7 protein-coding genes are annotated in these 17,776 nt (G+C 34.4%); all 7 read right to left on the bottom strand.

Annotation, left to right across the window (positions count from 1 at the left end):
- Positions 1-29: 29 nt before the first annotated feature.
- Positions 30-2,666, bottom strand: a complete 2,637-nt coding sequence (locus AB3G34_RS00370) for a glycoside hydrolase family 3 C-terminal domain-containing protein (RefSeq protein ID WP_369753108.1) — start codon at positions 2,664-2,666, stop codon at positions 30-32.
- A gap of 47 nt (positions 2,667-2,713) precedes the next feature.
- Positions 2,714-4,111: an endo-1,4-beta-xylanase gene (locus AB3G34_RS00365; RefSeq protein ID WP_367773511.1), complete on the bottom strand. Its 1,398-nt coding sequence runs from the start codon at positions 4,109-4,111 to the stop codon at positions 2,714-2,716.
- Positions 4,112-4,185: 74 nt separating this feature from the next.
- Entirely contained in the window at positions 4,186-5,316 is a 1,131-nt protein-coding gene (locus tag AB3G34_RS00360; protein WP_369753107.1) for a hypothetical protein, read from the bottom strand.
- Between the two features lie 10 nt (positions 5,317-5,326).
- On the bottom strand, positions 5,327-6,850 hold the full coding sequence (locus AB3G34_RS00355; protein ID WP_369753106.1) for a RagB/SusD family nutrient uptake outer membrane protein: 1,524 nt from the start codon (positions 6,848-6,850) through the stop codon (positions 5,327-5,329).
- A 71-nt stretch (positions 6,851-6,921) separates the two neighbouring features.
- Entirely contained in the window at positions 6,922-10,017 is a 3,096-nt protein-coding gene (locus tag AB3G34_RS00350) for a SusC/RagA family TonB-linked outer membrane protein (RefSeq protein WP_369753105.1), read from the bottom strand.
- Positions 10,018-10,627: 610 nt separating this feature from the next.
- Positions 10,628-14,764 carry a two-component regulator propeller domain-containing protein gene (locus AB3G34_RS00345; RefSeq protein ID WP_369753104.1) on the bottom strand — a complete coding sequence of 1,379 codons (4,137 nt, stop codon included), beginning with the start codon at positions 14,762-14,764 and terminating at the stop codon, positions 10,628-10,630.
- Positions 14,765-15,078: 314 nt separating this feature from the next.
- Entirely contained in the window at positions 15,079-17,361 is a 2,283-nt protein-coding gene (bglX, locus tag AB3G34_RS00340) for a beta-glucosidase BglX (protein WP_369753103.1), read from the bottom strand.
- Positions 17,362-17,776 lie beyond the last annotated feature (415 nt).

Below are 17,776 nucleotides of genomic sequence, written 5' to 3'. Positions count from 1 at the left end.
GGGGTTTTATTTTGCGACTACTTTTGGGTCTAATACACCACTGTAGTTCCTACTAAATTTATTTTTTTTAGCATTACTTTGCCTTCTTTTTCACGCTGTGCATTGGGTTGCATTCCTCCTACCGAAAACAGAATTTCGCCAGAATTCAATTTTAAACCTGTATTTGTAAACTGTGCTAACTGCTTAGGCTGAATGGTAAAAGATACTTTTTTAGTTTCTGAAGCTTTTAGAAAAATACGGTCAAAACCAATCAAAGTTCTTATAGTTTCTCTTTCATCGGCTTTAGGATTTGTAAAATACACTTGCACGACCTCATCGCCATCTAATTTACCGCTGTTTGTCACATCAACATTTATCGTGACTGCTTCTCCCGTAATCACTTCATTTTTAATATCCAGATTTGTATATTTAAAAGTCGAATAACTCAATCCAAACCCGAAATCATACAAAGGAGCACCTTTAAAATAACGGTATGTTTTCCCTTTCATGCTGTAATCGTTAAAAGCAGGAATATCCTTTATATCTTTATAAAAAGTCAATGGCAAACGTCCCGCAGGGTTGTAATCTCCAAAAATAACATCGGCAATTGCAGTACCTCCTGCTTGTCCAGGATACCAACTTTCAATAATAGCAGGAATATTATCATTCTCCCAATTAATTCCCACTGCGCTTCCGTTGAGCATCACCAACACCATTGGTTTCCGTAATTCCTGTAGCTTTTTCATTAATCGCGTTTGCGTATCGGGTAGTTTAATATCCAAACGATCCCCACCTGAAAAACCAGGCACCTGCACTTTCATTTCTTCGCCTTCCAGCATTGGACTTAAACCCATACATAAAACAACCACATCAGACTCTTTGGCCACAGCCAAAGCTTCCTTTTCAAGATCATTGTTTGGTGTATCCCACAAGAAACGCATAATAGCATGTTCCGTATTGTTTTGTTTGTATTCCAGTTTAATTTTGTACACTTTCTTGGCTTCTAATTCGACGAATTCATAGATTTTTTTTGGTTCATGAACATCCTCTCGTTCCACCACCAGTTTGTCATCAAGATACAATTTCATACTAGAAAAAGCTTCACCACCCAACGCATATTTCCCAGATTCAGGAACCGACAAATATCCTGTCCATCTGGCAGCATATTTATCATAACTCAAGTCTTTAAAAGGGGCTGTAATTTTCCAAATAAAGTCAATTTCTGGATCTATTCGCTTATGCAAAGGTGTTCCAGAGAACTCTAAGTTCGAAAAATACTCGGCATTAAGACCCGCTGTTTTACAACTTACATCCGCAAACAAAACAGCTGATGGAACGGTTTTTAAGTTTGGTAAACCATCCGCAAGACTACATCCTTGAGCAAATTGCACCTGAGTATTTGGTAATTTATTTTGAATTCCTTTGAAAGGTGTAATTCCGTTTGATGGAAACCCATTATAATTTCCGAGTAAAACATCTAATTCATTCGCATTTGGACCAATAACAGCTATTTTTTTTAGATTTTTGTTTAGAGGTAAAATGTTATTTTCGTTTTTCAAAAGCACCAATGACTTTCTAGCCGATTCCAGCGCTAATAATCTATGCACCTCAGAATCTACTACACTAAACGGAATTTTTTCAAATTTCACATCTCCTTTTGGAGCAAAAAGACCCAGTTTCATTCGAGCTACAATCAATCTTTCAACAGAAATATTTAGCTCTGCTTCGGTGATTAATTTTTGTTGTATCGCTTTTACTAATGACGGATAAGAGTCCCCACAATTCAAATCGGTTCCTGCTTTTACTGCCATTGCCGAAGCTTCTTCTCTGGTGGCTACCACTTCATGTGCTCCTTTGTCATAGAAATCTTTTACCGCCCAACAATCAGAAACAATATAGCCTTTGAAACCCCAATCGTTGCGCAACAAATCGCTCAAAGCTTTATTGCCACAACAAGGCAATCCTTTGTAACTGTTGTAAGCACACATGACCGAATAGACCTTGGCCTCTTTCACGACTTTTTCAAATTGTGGACTGTAGGTATTGATCATATCAAAATCATTTGGCTCCGCATTGAAACTATGTCGCTCACTTTCTGGTCCACTATGTACTACAAAATGCTTTGCCGTAGCAATCAATTTATAATATTTAGGATCATCACCTTGCAACCCTTTTACAAACTGTACTGCTAACTCCCCAGTTAAATAAGGATCTTCACCGTAAGTTTCCATACCACGTCCCCAACGTGGGTCCCTAAAAATATTGATATTGGGAGTCCAGAACGTTAATCCTTGGTAAATTCCTCTTTTATTTCTTGAAGTAAATTCTTGATGCTTGGCTCTAGCTTCATCTGATATTGCAGTAGAAATTTTAAACATTTGTTTGCGATCCCACATCGCACTCATCCCTATTCCTTGTGGAAAAACAGTTGCCGTACCCGCGCGAGCCACTCCATGAAGGCATTCATTCCACCAATTCATCTCAGGAATCCCTAATCGTCCGATAGCAGGAGATTCATAAGTCATTTGAGATACTTTTTCGTCTAGAGTCATTTGCGACACTATAAATTGAGCTCGCTCTTCAAATGATTTAGTAGAATCCTTATGAAATGCTAATTGCCTTTGTGTTTGACAAGAGACAATTGCTACCAATAAGAATATTGATAGCATTGTTTTTTTATTCATCATCTCAATTACATTTTATTACTTTATAAATCAGACTTAGTTATGGTGTGCTAGTCTAAGCCTTCTAAGAAACCTGTATGGGCACTTTTAATTTTAAAATTAGAGTCAAAAAGCAATGGCCAATCATTCCCAACATGATTCAAATCGGTACTGTAAGGTATCCAAGATTCATTGTCTTTGAATCCCCAAACTGTAAAAGCATATTTATTTACTGAAGGAAGCGCATTATAAATTTTGACTATTTCTTTGTATTTGTCTTTTTGAATTAATCTTCTTTCATTCGTAAAAGTGCTAATATCATTAGCTGGGTTTACTTGCAAATCAAATTCAGAAATATGAATTTTCAACCCTTTGGAAACCGCTTTATTAATATCGGCCTCTATTTGAGCTTTAGTGGGATTAAGATACGTATTGTGCATTTGAAAGCCTAATCCATCAATTAGATTACTAGCTTTCAAATCATCAACAATAGCATACATTTTATTTTGCTTCGGAAGATTATCGGGTGTTGCATATTCATTATAGAATAATAAAAGATTTTTATCTCCTGCTGCTGTTGCCGCTTCACGTGCCCACTTAAAACAGTCATTTACATAGTTTGGTCCCATTCGAGTAAGGAAAATTGTACTTCTCATTCCGCCATTACTATCATCCACAGCTTCGTTGACCACATCCCACGATTTTACTTTGCCTGCATAATGGGTAACTACATCAGTTATGTATTTTTTTACTTCTAATGCAAAAGCGGCATCAGTTCCTGTATAATTTTTCAACCAATCTGGTACTGCGTTATGCCACACTAGCGCATGACCATGAACATTAATTCCATTTGTATTCCCATAGGCTACAATTTTATCGGCAGCAGCCCAATTATATTGTCCACTTCCTATCGAAATGGGATTCATTTTCATTTCATATTCGGCAGTGATACTACTAAATTCATTTTTAAGCACGACATCATACGCACTTCCATTTGTTAATTGGTTTGCTTTTACAGCCACACCCACAAAAAACGGATTAGGTAGTTTATTTGCTTTTACTTTTAAAAAAGTAGGGTCTTCAGGTATATTACTTGTACCTGTTGTTACCACTGTGACTACGTTTGAATAATCGGACGTTTGAGAGTTATTCTTCGCTTTCACTCGGTAGTAATATTTTGTCCCTCCATTCAAGCCATTGACCACTATATTCAAATCGGCTATTGATTTTGCATTATAATCCGGCAAAAAACTTGAGAAGTCAGCTGTCAACGAAACATCCAAAAGATAGGTGTTTGCAGTCGAAACAAAATTCCATCTTGCTTTAAAACTCGTATCTGTAATATCTGAAGCTGCGTTTGCCAATGGTGAGCCTAAAGAAATTGCAACGGTATCCCCCCCATTCTCTTTTGAACAAGAATTCAAAGAGAATAAAATCATAGTACAGATTAGTAAAAATTTATTTTTCATAATTATTATTTTATAAAAAGGTTGTTAATTAATAACAACCTTTTTGGTTTTCTTTCTCAATACAGTTTCTTGATTTAGATCTTGTATTTAATTTTGATATTATCAAACTTAATAATTGTAGGATTGGGAGTATCACCTTGAACAATTGCAATTTTAATTTCTTTGATTTTAGAAACATCTAAATCTGTTCCAGCAGCATTACCACCATAACCGTAATTGTCTTTAAAGTCAGCTATTAAAATTGATTTTGTCGCCCAATCTGTAGTAGCTAATTTAAAATTATATCCATAATCTTTACCGTCAATAGTGTTCAATTGAATGGCAAAGTGTGCATTAGCAACATTAGCACTTACATCGATATCAATATAGGCTTTAGTCGCATCAGTATAACTTGGGTTTGCTGCAAAAAAGGTTGCGCCTTCTCCACCGCTGCTACCATTGTACCCGTTTGTAGTAGCACCAGTCCATGAATATTGTGCATAATTTCCAGTAGGACCACCAGTTGTAGCTGCGTTAAACGAAGCTACATCACCATATGAAAACCACCCTGAACCTGGTCTCGTTCCGCCACCGTCAAAATCCGTTACATTGACAATAGTAAATCCTAAACTTACCTCCATAAAACGAGTAACAGAACCACTAGGAGTTGTAATTACTAAATCACCCGCTGAAGTTGCACTAGCAGGAATATTAATAAACAATGAGGTAGGTGAACTTACCGTAAAACCAATAGGATTACCTTTAAAAGTAACACTACTCACATCATAAAACCAATCTCCAGTTACCTCAGCTGTTTTCCCAACTAAAGGTGTTTCTGGCGTAAGACCACTAATAGTAGGAAGCGGTTGTAAAATTTCAAAATCTTTTGTAACAGAACCACTTGCTGTAATAAAAGTTATGGTTTGCTTACCAAATCGACTGCCTTTTTTTACATCAAACGGAATAGTAAAAATGAAAGACTTATCCGAATTATACGTCGGATTAAAACTCACATCAATTTTATTGTCAAGGATAATTTGCTTTAAGCCAGCTAATGATTGTCCTTCGACTCTTACTTTTTTAAGAGGGAACGACTGGTTTAATAAATCACCCGGTTCTGCAACTATTGCATCTACTTGCATCGGCACTATATCTTCATTTTGACAAGCTATAAGGCAAAACAAGCTCAAAAGGAATAGGATGCTATTTTTTATTTTATTTTTCATAGTTTAAGATTTAATTAAAATTGTACGGTACAGCTGGTTCTAATAAAGAAGGATTGGTATCAATTGCAGACTGTGGCAAGGGAAGTTCAAAATAATTACTTCCAGGAGTAATCAAACTTGACACCAAAGCCGTTCTTGCATCATCAGAATAAAAACCAACTTCTTGCTGAGAAATGACTGAAATAGCCTCACTAAGTCCTCTGCGTTTCAGGTCAAAGAAATATTGCCCTTCCAGCGCGAACTCGATTCTTCTTTCTTTAAATAATTCATCTCTCGTCAAAACGGTTTTGGTAGGTAAACCAGCTCTGGTTCTCACTTCATTAAATGCTCTCAATGCAGAAGCATCTGTAGTTGAAGATGCACCAGCTAACTTAGCTTCGGCATGCATTAATAAAATATCCGAATAACGAAGGATAATGGTGTTTTGCGATGTTCTCATAAAAAATACATCATTTCTTTCGGCAGCTGATCCTACAATGTATTTTCTGAAGTTAGCTCCCGTAGCCGAGTAGATTTTTTTGTATTTAAATCCTCCTGCATTAATTAACAATTCTGGGTAGAAATCGCCATCAGTCATAATGGTTTGTATTTTTCTTTTGTCATTTGCTTCAAACCCTTTTTGCAAAGAAATCGAAGGCAAATAAACACCCCATCCATCAGCACCACCAGTTATTCCTGTTCCGCCAGGAACAATGTACGCTTGATTGGTGTTTTGCGTTCCCCATTGCGTGGCAATAGCTTTCCATTGTAAAGCAAACATACTCTCAGCACTATTATTGGATTCTGGACTACTGAACAATTTACCGTAATCTTGAATTAACGAATATTGACTGCTCATCACTTCTTGGGTCAATGCCGCACATTCTGAGTATTCCTTTAAGGTCAAATGTACTTTGGCCATAATTCCTTTAGCCACTGTTTTATTAACGTATCCTTTTTTTACAGATGTTTCAGGTAAGTTATCAATTGCATATTGCAGGTCTAATTTGATGAATTTATAAACATCGGCTATAAGATTTCTTTTGGGCTGGGCTGCCGAACCCGCTTTTGCAACAATAGGTACTGCTCCAAAAGTTCTAACTAGGTAAAAATAAGCATTGGCTCTCATAAATCTTGATATGGCTATAGAGTTTTTATAAGAAGCCTCAGGTAATTCACTCTTTCTTTCTTCGACCAAGCGCATTAAACTATTGGCTTGATCTACAACAGAAAATAAAGACGTATATCCTTCGGTTAAAATTGGATTTTGGGAGGTTACTTGAGCATCTTTAAATTGTTGATAGGCACCATCAAACGTAAAGGCATTTCCAGCATACATATCTCCTACCGCGATTAAGAATTTGTCATTAAATGTAAACCAAGGTTTGAAATACATACTCTCGGCGATTCCATCAAAAGGGGTTATACCTGCTGGTAAATCAGCTGGCGTTAGCTGATTTTCTGAGGGTGCGTTCAGAAATTCATCTGAACAGGAAAACAAGGATAATACTGCAATTAGCAGCATAATCGAAAAAGGTTTTATTATTTTTTTCATAACATTTGTTCTAAGTGTCTTACTCTCTTTTTGAGCTAGCTAAAAATGAAATAGCTATCCTTAATTAAAAATTAAAATTCTAAATTCACCCCTATAGATGTAGTTCTAGGCACAGGATATCTTCCTAAATCAATACCACTTAAAGTTACATTTTGATCTAAATTACCTAGTGCTGGATCAAATCCTGAGTACTTTGTAAACGTGTGCAAATTTTGAACATTTACATATACTTTAGCTTTTGTGAAGAACGAACTGGCTAATACCTTAACTGGCAAGTCATATCCCAAAGAAATATTTTGAATTCTCAAATACGATCCATCTTCAACAAAACGATCCGAAATTCTACCATTTCCATTTGGATCAGTAAAAGTAATTCTTGGTTCATTTGTGTTTTCATTTACACCTACTTCAAACGCATTTAATACCCTTGTACTCACATTAGAATATCTATCTCCAAATCCTGGATAGATTCCGTCGGTATAATGACGTGTAAAATTGTAAATTTCGTTTCCTTGACTTCCTTGAAGCACTATTGATAAATTAAAGTTTTTATATTTAAAATTATTGGTCACAGCATACGTGAAATCAGGAATTGCACTACCTATAGGTGCTTGATCTTTAGAGTCAATTTTCCCATCTTGATTCAAATCTTTAAAACGAATATCACCTACCGCTGTACCAGTTTCTTGAATTGGCCCTGCTGCTAGTTCGGCTGCGTTTTTATAAAGTCCATCTGTGACATATCCATAAAATTGACCTACTGGTTGTCCTTCTGTAGTTCTGCTAATGGTATATAAGTCAAATTGTACTTTTCCCAACAATGATTTACCAACCCCTTGAAAACGAGTCAACTCATTATTATACTTTGAAAATATAATAGAAGTATCCCATTTAAAATTAGGTGTAGAAAAATTTCTAGTATTGATCGAAATATCGATTCCTTTGGTTTTAATCTCACCTGTATTTAAATAAAAATTTTGTGCACTTTGGTTCGATTCATCATTGATTTGTTTGGTCAAGAAGTTTGATGAGGTTTTGATGTAATAATCAACATCCAGTTTTACTGCATCATTAAAAATCCCAACCTCAATACCCAAGTTTAATGACTTAAGTGATTCCCATTTAATATCAGGATTTCCCAAATTGTCAATCGTAGGGGAAGTACCTCCAAAAGGCGAGGCGATTAAAGACAAAATGGTTTGGTATCTATTAGCTGGAATATTTTGATTTCCTACAGCACCATAACCCGCTCTCAATTTTAAATAATTGATGTATTTATTATTAGCCAAGAAATCTTCATTACTTACTGTCCATGCTCCAGAAAACGCAGGAAAATACCCCCATTTATTATTTGGTCCAAAATTGGAAGAAGCATCGGCTCTTAAAGAAGCTGAGAAAGAATACTTGTCCGAAAACCCATAATTAAATCTAGAAATATAAGAACTCATAGACCATCTCCCCGATCCGTTCCCATTTAGAGCGGTATCAATATCCCCAATATCCAGGTTATTAAAATTGCTAGTTAAAAATTGACCCGATCTAAAACCACTTAAATATTCGTATCTACTTTCTTGGGATTCTTGTCCAAGTAATACTGTAAAATTGTGTTTTTCATTGATCGATTTATTGTAGGTAAAATAATTTTTTACATTCCAATAAAAACTTTGATCTTGTTGTTTGTAGGATCTATTCAAAAGTTCCGTAACATTTCCTAAAGTATAGCTCGGTGCAAACGAACTGTTTTTACCAAAATTCAAGTCGTAACCCAATTCTGATCTAAAAACCAAACCCTTTACTAGATTAATGTCTGAAAACAAGTTTCCGTTAATTTTATAGCGTTGTGTGGTTGCGTTATTAAATTCAGCTAATGCGATTGGGTTGCTTGCCTCATTGGCAGATGACCCTAAATTGCCTGTAGGACCTGCAAAAGAACCATCAGCATATCGAACAGGTAACTCTGGTGATTGTCTCAAAGTATTCATTACCAGTCCTCCTCTGTCATCATTTCTTACCACCCTTTGGGTTGATTTACTTAATGACATATTATTTCCTATTTTTAACCAAGATTTCACTTTGGAATCCACATTCAAACGCAAGGATAATCTATTGAAATCAGAATTCAATACAATCCCTTCTTGATCAAAATAATTCAAAGAAGTATAATATCTTGTCCCATCCTTTTCACCAGAAACTGAAAGTTGATGATTGTAAATCGTAGCATTTCTAAAAAGTTCATCCTGCCAGTTTGTTCCCTTCCCTAATAAATCTGGGCTTTGGTATTGAAACGGAACAGCTTCTCCATTTAATTGATATACTTTTGCTTGGTATTTTGCGTATTGAGGCAAATCCAAAACAGATACAAATTTGGTTGCTTGTTGCATACCTACATAGGTTTCATAACTCACGATTGATTTCCCTTTTTTACCGTTTTTTGTGGTAATCAACACAACTCCATTTGCACCATTTGCACCATAAATGGCAGTTGCCGATGCATCTTTTAGAATATCGATTGACTCAATATCCGAAATATTCAAACTTGATAATGCCGAGTTTTTCGTTTGCCCATTTCCTCCTCCTAACGCGCTAAATGAAAATGAATCATTATTCTTATCCGCAAAAATCGGAGTTCCATCAATCACATACAAAGGTTCGTTTCCATTGATTGAAGTTATCCCTCTAATTTGAACTGAAATCCCTCCTCCAGGTGTTCCTGAATTTTGAGTTACATTGACACCAGCCGCTTTTCCTATAAGGGCTTGATCAATAGAAGTAAATGGTTTATCTTGCAGTTCTGAGGCTTTTACAGATGAAATTGCTCCAGTAATGTCTTTCCTTTTTGAAGTACCATAACCTACTACCACAACCTCATTAAGATTTTGAGAATCTTCAATCATAACAATCTGCATATTGTTTACTGCAGTTTGAGTAGTTGTTTTAAAACCGATATAGCTAAAAGTTAGCTTTGATTTAGCCGATACATTATTTAAAACAAACGCACCTTCAAAATCTGTACTTGTACCCTTTTTTGTCCCTTCGACTATGACACTAACACCTGGGAGTGGTAGACCTCCTGATGTAACTTTACCTTTAACCGTTTGTGCAAAGAAATGACTTCCCGACATAAACATAATTAGTAACAATAGCCTTTTTAATGTTCTTTTCTTCATAAAAATTGTTGGTTTGGAATTGATTAATATTTTAAATTGGTTAGTTAAAAACTGCATCAAAAACCTATCTGGCCATTTCATTACAAATGGTAATTTATAGCGAGATGATTATGCTGAAATTTTCTTATCTAAAATAGAGGGACAGAGAGCGGTATCATAAAACAGATGTTGCATCTTATAAGATATTTGATGCACAAATGCGCTAAAACCAACAAACAATGGATTTTAAGATTCTATGATTACGCTTTGCAATGTGTTTTTATGATAAAAAACAGTGCTGTTTTTTAATCTTATATTAAAAAATAACGTTTATAAAAATAGATAGTGCAAAATAATCTAAGTAAAAACAGGAGAATTGACTCAATATAAACCTTCTTTAAAAACGAAATAGAGCAGCAATCAAAACCATTATTTTTGTTTCAGTAAAAAAATTTTATTATCTCATTTTGCTTAAAAAACAATAAATCAAGTTAATGAAGGTTTAAAAAAATTTCCTATACATTATATTCGATATTTATATTTTTATCATAAACAAAAAATCGAATGGATAAAAATTACTTTTTACCCATTCGATTTATTCAAACTTAACAATCTGATTTATATAAAGTATTTAGTCTTTATTACCCATTCCTTGTCTAGGCAGGTGGCCGTACTTATTTTTATAACACTTCGCAAAATAGGACGGGGACGTAAACCCTACTTTAAAGCTAATTTCGTTCATGTTATTATTCCCTTGTTCAATCAATACTCGTGCTTTTTCAAGTCGTACATTTCGAATAAACTCACTTACAGTAACACCTGTTAATGCTTTAATTTTTCGATACAATTGACTCCTACTTAAAAATACTTTAGAAGATAGAAGCTCAACACTCAATTGCGAGTCACTAATGTTTTCATTAATATAACTTAATGTTTTTTGGATAAATTCATTGTCCAATGTGGTTGTATGCTCTTTTCCTTGATTCGTTATCCCTGTATAAAATTTATTAAACATAATTTGTCTACTAGAGATCAATTGAGCCAAACTCGACTTTAAAATATCTAAATCAAAGGGCTTACTTAAATAAATATCGGCACCAGAATCGATACCTTCTAGCCTGTCTTTCACCATCGCTTTTGCAGAAAGCATTAATAACGGTATGTGACTAGTTTTCAAGTTTCCCTTGATGTTTTTACACAATTCCAATCCATCCATAACAGGCATTATCACATCCGTAATAATTAAATCCGGCAACTTCTGTAGAGCTAAATCATATCCTTTTTTTCCGTTTTCGGCCACAATCACTTTGTATTGTTTTCTCAATTCTTGTTTTAAGTAATTACGAAGCCCTGAATTATCTTCGACAATTAAAACAGTAAAAGCTTTGTCTCCTTCGGGTGTCTCGGCAGTTTGGAATTCAACACCTTCGGGTGCTATAAAATTCTTGCTTTTTATGGAATCTAAATGAAATACTTCGTTGCTTACCTCAGCTTGATCATAAAAATGTTTGCCAATTGGGAACGTTACGGTAAATTTTGTTCCTTCGTCCTGCTTGCTATCCACCCCTATTATTCCTTGATGGAGTTCTACAAATTCTTTAACAACTTCTAGTCCTATTCCCGTGCTACCGTAGTACACTTTATTCAAATTATTAACTTGATAGAAGCGATCAAAAATTCTTTTTAAATCCTTCTTAGCAATACCTGCTCCAGTGTCTGTAACAACTATCGAAAAACTAGGCACTACATTTCCATCAATTAAAAGTGCCTTTTCGACTTTTTCAATGGCAACACTTATTAGACCGTTGTCAGGAGTAAATTTAAAGGCATTCGAAATAATATTAAAAATAATTTTCTCTAACATTTTAGGATCTAGCCAATCATTAAGTTTTTCTAATGGCGATTCGAAAATAATTTTGATTTTTCTATTTCGTGCTTCTTCATCAAAATAGCTAATGATTTCTTTTGTGAAACTGATTACTTCGACTTTCTTAACCTGTAAAATGATTTTATTAAACTGTAACTTATTAAAGTCCATTAACTCATTAATTAACCTTGAAAGTCGATCTGAACTCTTATGAATTGTTTTGAGCTTGTCAAAAACTTCCTTAGATATGTCTTCATTTTTATTTTTAAGAATATCTTCTAATGGGTTTATTATTAGGGTAAGTGGTGTTCTAAATTCATGTGAAATATTAGTGAAAAACTGTAATTTTTTATTATTTAATTTCTCTAACTGAATTGCTTTTTCTCTTTCCAAAACAATAGCTTGTTTTGCCTTAAATTTGTTCTGATAAATTCCATTTAAATACAATAACACAAAAACAAGAAGCCCGATGTATAAAAAATAGGCCAAATACGATCTCCACCAGGGTGGTAAAACACGAATATGCAGCACTACAGGCTTGGAACTCCATATGCCTGCTTTATTTGCCGCTTTTACTTTGAAAGTATATTCTCCAGCCTCAAGATTAGTATATGTTGCTGTTCTATTATTGCCCACATAGTTCCAGTCTTTTTCAAAACCTTCTAAATAATAAGCGTATTCGTTTTTACCTGGATAATTGTAATTTATCCCTACATATTCGATAGTGAATACTGATTGTGAATGATCGAGTGTTAAGGATTTTGTCTGGTATATTACTTTTTTTAATGGTGAGGATTCGGCACCAGGAACCACTGATTTATTGAATAACTTAAAGTCGCTAAAATATAACGACGGCTCTTTTTGGGTTTTCTTTATTTGATTGGGATTGAAATAAATCAGTCCCTCATAGCTCCCAAAATACAACATGCCGTAGCCATCTTTAAATACAGCATTGTTGTTGAATTCATTTACTAATAACCCATCATCCATAGTAAAATTAACACTCGTTTTATTTTTAAAATCAAGTTTTGAGAGACCTAATCCACCACTAACCCACAAACAATCATTAGCATCAGTTACGATGGAGCGAATCGATTTTTCCTTAAAATCAGGAAAATCATTATAATTAAAGAACTGCCTTTTCTTTTTGTTATAGCTAAACAAGCCACCTCCATCAGTACCTATCCAAATGGTCTTGTCGTTTGACTCGTAAATCGATAAAATAGTTTGAATACTGTTGTGTTTTTTGAAGTTTTTAATCATTTGATTTTTCATCGAAATGACAGTATACGAACCTCCATCGTTTATTTTTACTTGATACAATCCTAGGATAGTTCCCACCCACAAAACATCGTCAGAATCCACAAAAACTTTTCGAACATAGGCTAGACTAGCGTCGTCTTTAAATACGTTTTCAAAATTGCAATGAAAAAATTTATTTTGAACAGAATCAAAATAGTGCAACCCTTTGACAAATGAACCGATCCAGATTCTTCCCTTGGAATCCTCTGTAAAGCTAAATATGCGATTCGATAGTAATCCTTTTGTATTCGATGTACTGTAATTTACAAATTTCTTTGTACCAAACTTCAGGAAAAAAATCCCCTGATTCCAACTCCCAAGCCAAATATTTTGTTTGCTATCTATAAAAATAGTCTGAATATCATTAGCCGTTAATCCTGCATAATAACTTTGATTAATGCTGTTTACATGAACAAAACTCTTTTTTTCTGGATCAAAAACATCAATTCCTCCTCCTTCTGTACTTATTAATAAATTCCCCAATTTATCTTTTGCGACAGCGGTAACCGAGCTAGTTTGTAAGGAATTATCATTATTTAATAACGACTCAACCGTATTAAACTTAGTGTTAGGCTTATCAAATACGCCCACTCCTTTATTGTAGTACCCTATCCAAATGCGGCTTTCCTTATCCTCATATAAAGACCAGACGGAATTTGATTTTAAACTATAATTATCATATTTACTATGCAAATACTTTTTAATGATCGCGCCTGAATTATCTACAGTTATTAACCCATCATTCTCAGTTCCACAAACAATAATATTTTGACTGTTTTTTATAATCGAAAGTACCTTGTGTTTTGTGATTGGAAAATTTTGAAATTGATACGTATCATTGTCAATTTTTATTTTAAATAAACCGTCCGATGTTGTTCCTATCCATATGAAATCATTTTTATCAACTACCATTGATTCAATCGATTCTGTTACCGGTATTTTCTTGAACTTATCTTTAAAAATTGGCTTAATTTGATAGTTTGAATCGAAATAGAACATTCCGAAATTTGATCCAAAAAAGACAACCCCTTTTTTATTTTTAGCAAAATCTTTAATTTGAAAGTCCTTCAAATTAATAAGCCTCGATTCTATTTTTTTGGCTTTTAATGTTTTTTTGTTCAACAGTATTAAACCGTAACCATAGGTTCCCAGTATCAAATTACCTTGATTATCTTGAATGATACATTTTACAGTTATAGGCTCAGCATACCCTTTAGCAACGACATCTTCAATCTTAATTTTAGTAAATTGATCACTATCCCGATTGTACAAACACAACCCCTCATCTGTACCTATCCAGAGATTATTTTTGTCATCAACATAAGTTGCATAAATAACATTACTATTTACAGATCCTGATTTTTTTAGATTGTATTCATAGCCTATATAGTTCACTCCGTCGTAACGATACAAACCTGCTCCATTTGTACCAATCCACGTAAACCCATAATTATCTTGGACTATTGAAGACACTGCACGTTTTGAAGTTCCTTCTTTAATTATTCTAAACTGGTAGTTTTCGAATTTATTTTGAGCAAACAAAACATTCGAAAACACTAACCAAAAGAATAACTGCCATTGTAATTTATGTATTGCCATTATAGTATAGTTATTAATCCTAATATATTTCAAATATAAATTGTAAGTTTTAATGTTGCCTACCGCAACTCATTTATTATTCATTATTTAAAAACAATTTCAAAACGCTGTTCTGCTATTGCATGGCAATGACTGCTTTTTTTATACTAAATCACTACCCCATTATACCTTCTTTTAAAAAAAATAACACCCAAAAAAACCATTTCCATCCAAGGATATCTTAGTGTATTACAACAGCAGATGGCACAAAAAACACTGCATAATACAATCTAATCCTTAAATAGAAATGGCTTTGAGCCGATTCCTTGAACAGACTACTTCAATTCAAAGCTCGAACTCAATCCTTCAATCGAATTTCCACCAACCATGATATTAAACAAACCACTTTCAACTAAAAATTCTCCTGCATTATTATAAAACCCTAATTCTTTATCGGTCAAATTAAACTCAATTGTTTTTGTTTCCCCCTTATTTAACACTATCAATTCAAACCCTTTTAATTCTTTTACTGGTCGCGCTATACTTGCCACGGCATCATTTACATACAATTGCACTACCTCTTTACCATCATATTGTCCCATATTTGACACTTCAACTGAAACTTTTACTTGCTCCCCTTTTTTAGGAGTTGTGTTACTAATTTTTAGATTGGCATACTTAAAATTAGTATAACTTAATCCAAAACCAAAAGGATATAAAGGTGTTTTTTCGACATCAATATAATGTGACCAAAAAACATTACTATCTTTATCTATAGGTCTTCCCGTTGAATAACTATTGTAATAAATAGGACATTGCCCTACATTTCTAGGAAACGACATAGGCAATTTACCACTTGGATTATAATCCCCATACAACACTTGAGCTACCGCATTTCCAGTTTGTGTACCTAACTGCCATGCCTCAACAATAGCAGGAATAGTAGCCGAAGCCCAAGGCAATGCTAAAGGACGCCCATTATTTAAAACCAAAACTACTTTCTTATTTACTTTGTAAATCTCTTCTAGTAATTGTTGCTGATTCCCTGGCAAACCCAGCTCAGTCCTACTGCGACCTTCCCCGCTTTGAAAACCAACTTCTCCAAGAACCATAACCACTACATCTGACTCTATTGCTACTTTTTTGGCCGCTTCAAATCCAGAGAAATCAGTTGAATTTATTTGCACTTCCTGTACAAAGAGTTGTTTTCCGACCGACACATCGGTTCCTTTTTCATACACTAATTTATTGTTTTTGTACTGTTGCATTCCCTCTAAAACAGAAACAGCAGTATCATCATCGGCAGCAATTCTCCAACTTCCTAACGGACTATTTTTATCATTAGCCAAGGCTCCTATTATCGCAATTTTTAATCCAGATTTTTTTAATGGCAATAGACTTCCTTCATTTTTTAATAAAACAATCGATTTCTTGGCCATGTCTAGTACCGCATCATTGTTTGCTTTGTTCCCTATTGTTGCTTTTTCACGGAATTCATCACAATATTTATAGGGATCATCAAACAGACCCAACTCAAATTTTACTCGAAGTATACGGCGAACTGCATCATCAACAACACTTTCTTTTACAGTACCCTTTTTTACTAATCCTACTAACTCTTTTACATACAGATGTGACTCCATATCCATATCTGATCCTGCAATAGCTGCCTTAGCTGATGCATCGGCACCATCTTTAGCATACCCATGAGTAATCATTTCGCCTATTGAAGCCCAATCAGAAACCACGAACCCACTGAACTTCCAATTTCCCTTTAATATATCCCTTTGTAAAAAACTATTTCCGGTTGCAGGAATTCCATTCAAAGTATTAAATGAATTCATAAAAGTACGCACACCCGCTTTAACTGCTGCTTCAAAAGGAGGTAAAACCGTATTGTATAATTTAGAATTGCTCATATCTACTCCATTATACTCTTTACCTGCTTCAACAAAACCGTATCCTGCAAAATGTTTAGCACAGGCGGTAATGGTATTAGGCGCATCTAATTTTTCACCTTGAAAACCTTTTACTCTAGCTTCGGCGATCTTACTTCCTAAATATGGGTCTTCACCTGCTCCTTCCATTACTCTACCCCATCGGGCTTCATTTGAAACATCGACATTAGGACCAAATGTCCAATTTAAACCAGATGCCGAAGCTTCGTCTGCGGCTACAGCAGCTGATTTTTTAATAGCTTCTAAGTCCCAACTAGCAGCTTCAGCAAGCGGAATTGGGCTAATTGTTTTGTATCCATGAATGACGTCAAACCCAAAAATCAACGGAATACCTAGGCGCGACTCTTCTACGGCAATTTTCTGTACTGCGCGAACTTCTTTCACTCCACGTACACTAAGCATCGAACCAACCCAGCCTTTCTTTAAATGGTTGTACTTTTCTTCTTCCGAGCCAACCTCTGGTTTTGGTCCTGTAAAATCCCATGAGCCATTATATTGATTCATTTGTCCTACTTTCTCCTCCAGCGTCATTTCTTTCATTAACAAAGAAATGCGTTCTTCTATTGTTTTACTTTTATCTAAATATTTTTTAGATTGTGCGTTACCAAAAAATGAAATAGTAAGCGAAAAGAATAACGCTACGTAAGTTGGTTTCCTCATTATTTTTATAATTATATAAGTTTAAGATTTTAATGTTGTTTATTAAATGCAAAAAAAACACCTGATGCGACGTAGGTAAAGGACTAATCAACGAAGTACATGTTTAGCACTATCATAATAAGACCATCTCTTTAATAATGTACTACCATATTATACATTCAATTTTAGATACTAAAGGAAAAAGAACTAAAATTATTGAGGAGAAGACACCCTGTTTTTTTTATTAACACAATAATAAATAACTAGTTGTAAATATAGTTTTAAAGCTATTTTATTAATAGAATATTTGAAGCACGGTATAAAACATATGTTGCAGATACATGCAAAAAATGGAAAGGCAACCATTTTTATCTTTTAAAATCTAAACTCACACACAGTACTCCTTTTACTATTATAAAAAATAAAATAGCAATCC

This window comes from Flavobacterium sp. WC2409, from assembly GCF_041200085.1.
Taxonomy (GTDB): domain Bacteria; phylum Bacteroidota; class Bacteroidia; order Flavobacteriales; family Flavobacteriaceae; genus Flavobacterium.
The sequence above is the reverse complement of the archived record's forward strand: the minus strand, read 5'-3'. Positions and strand labels throughout refer to the sequence as shown.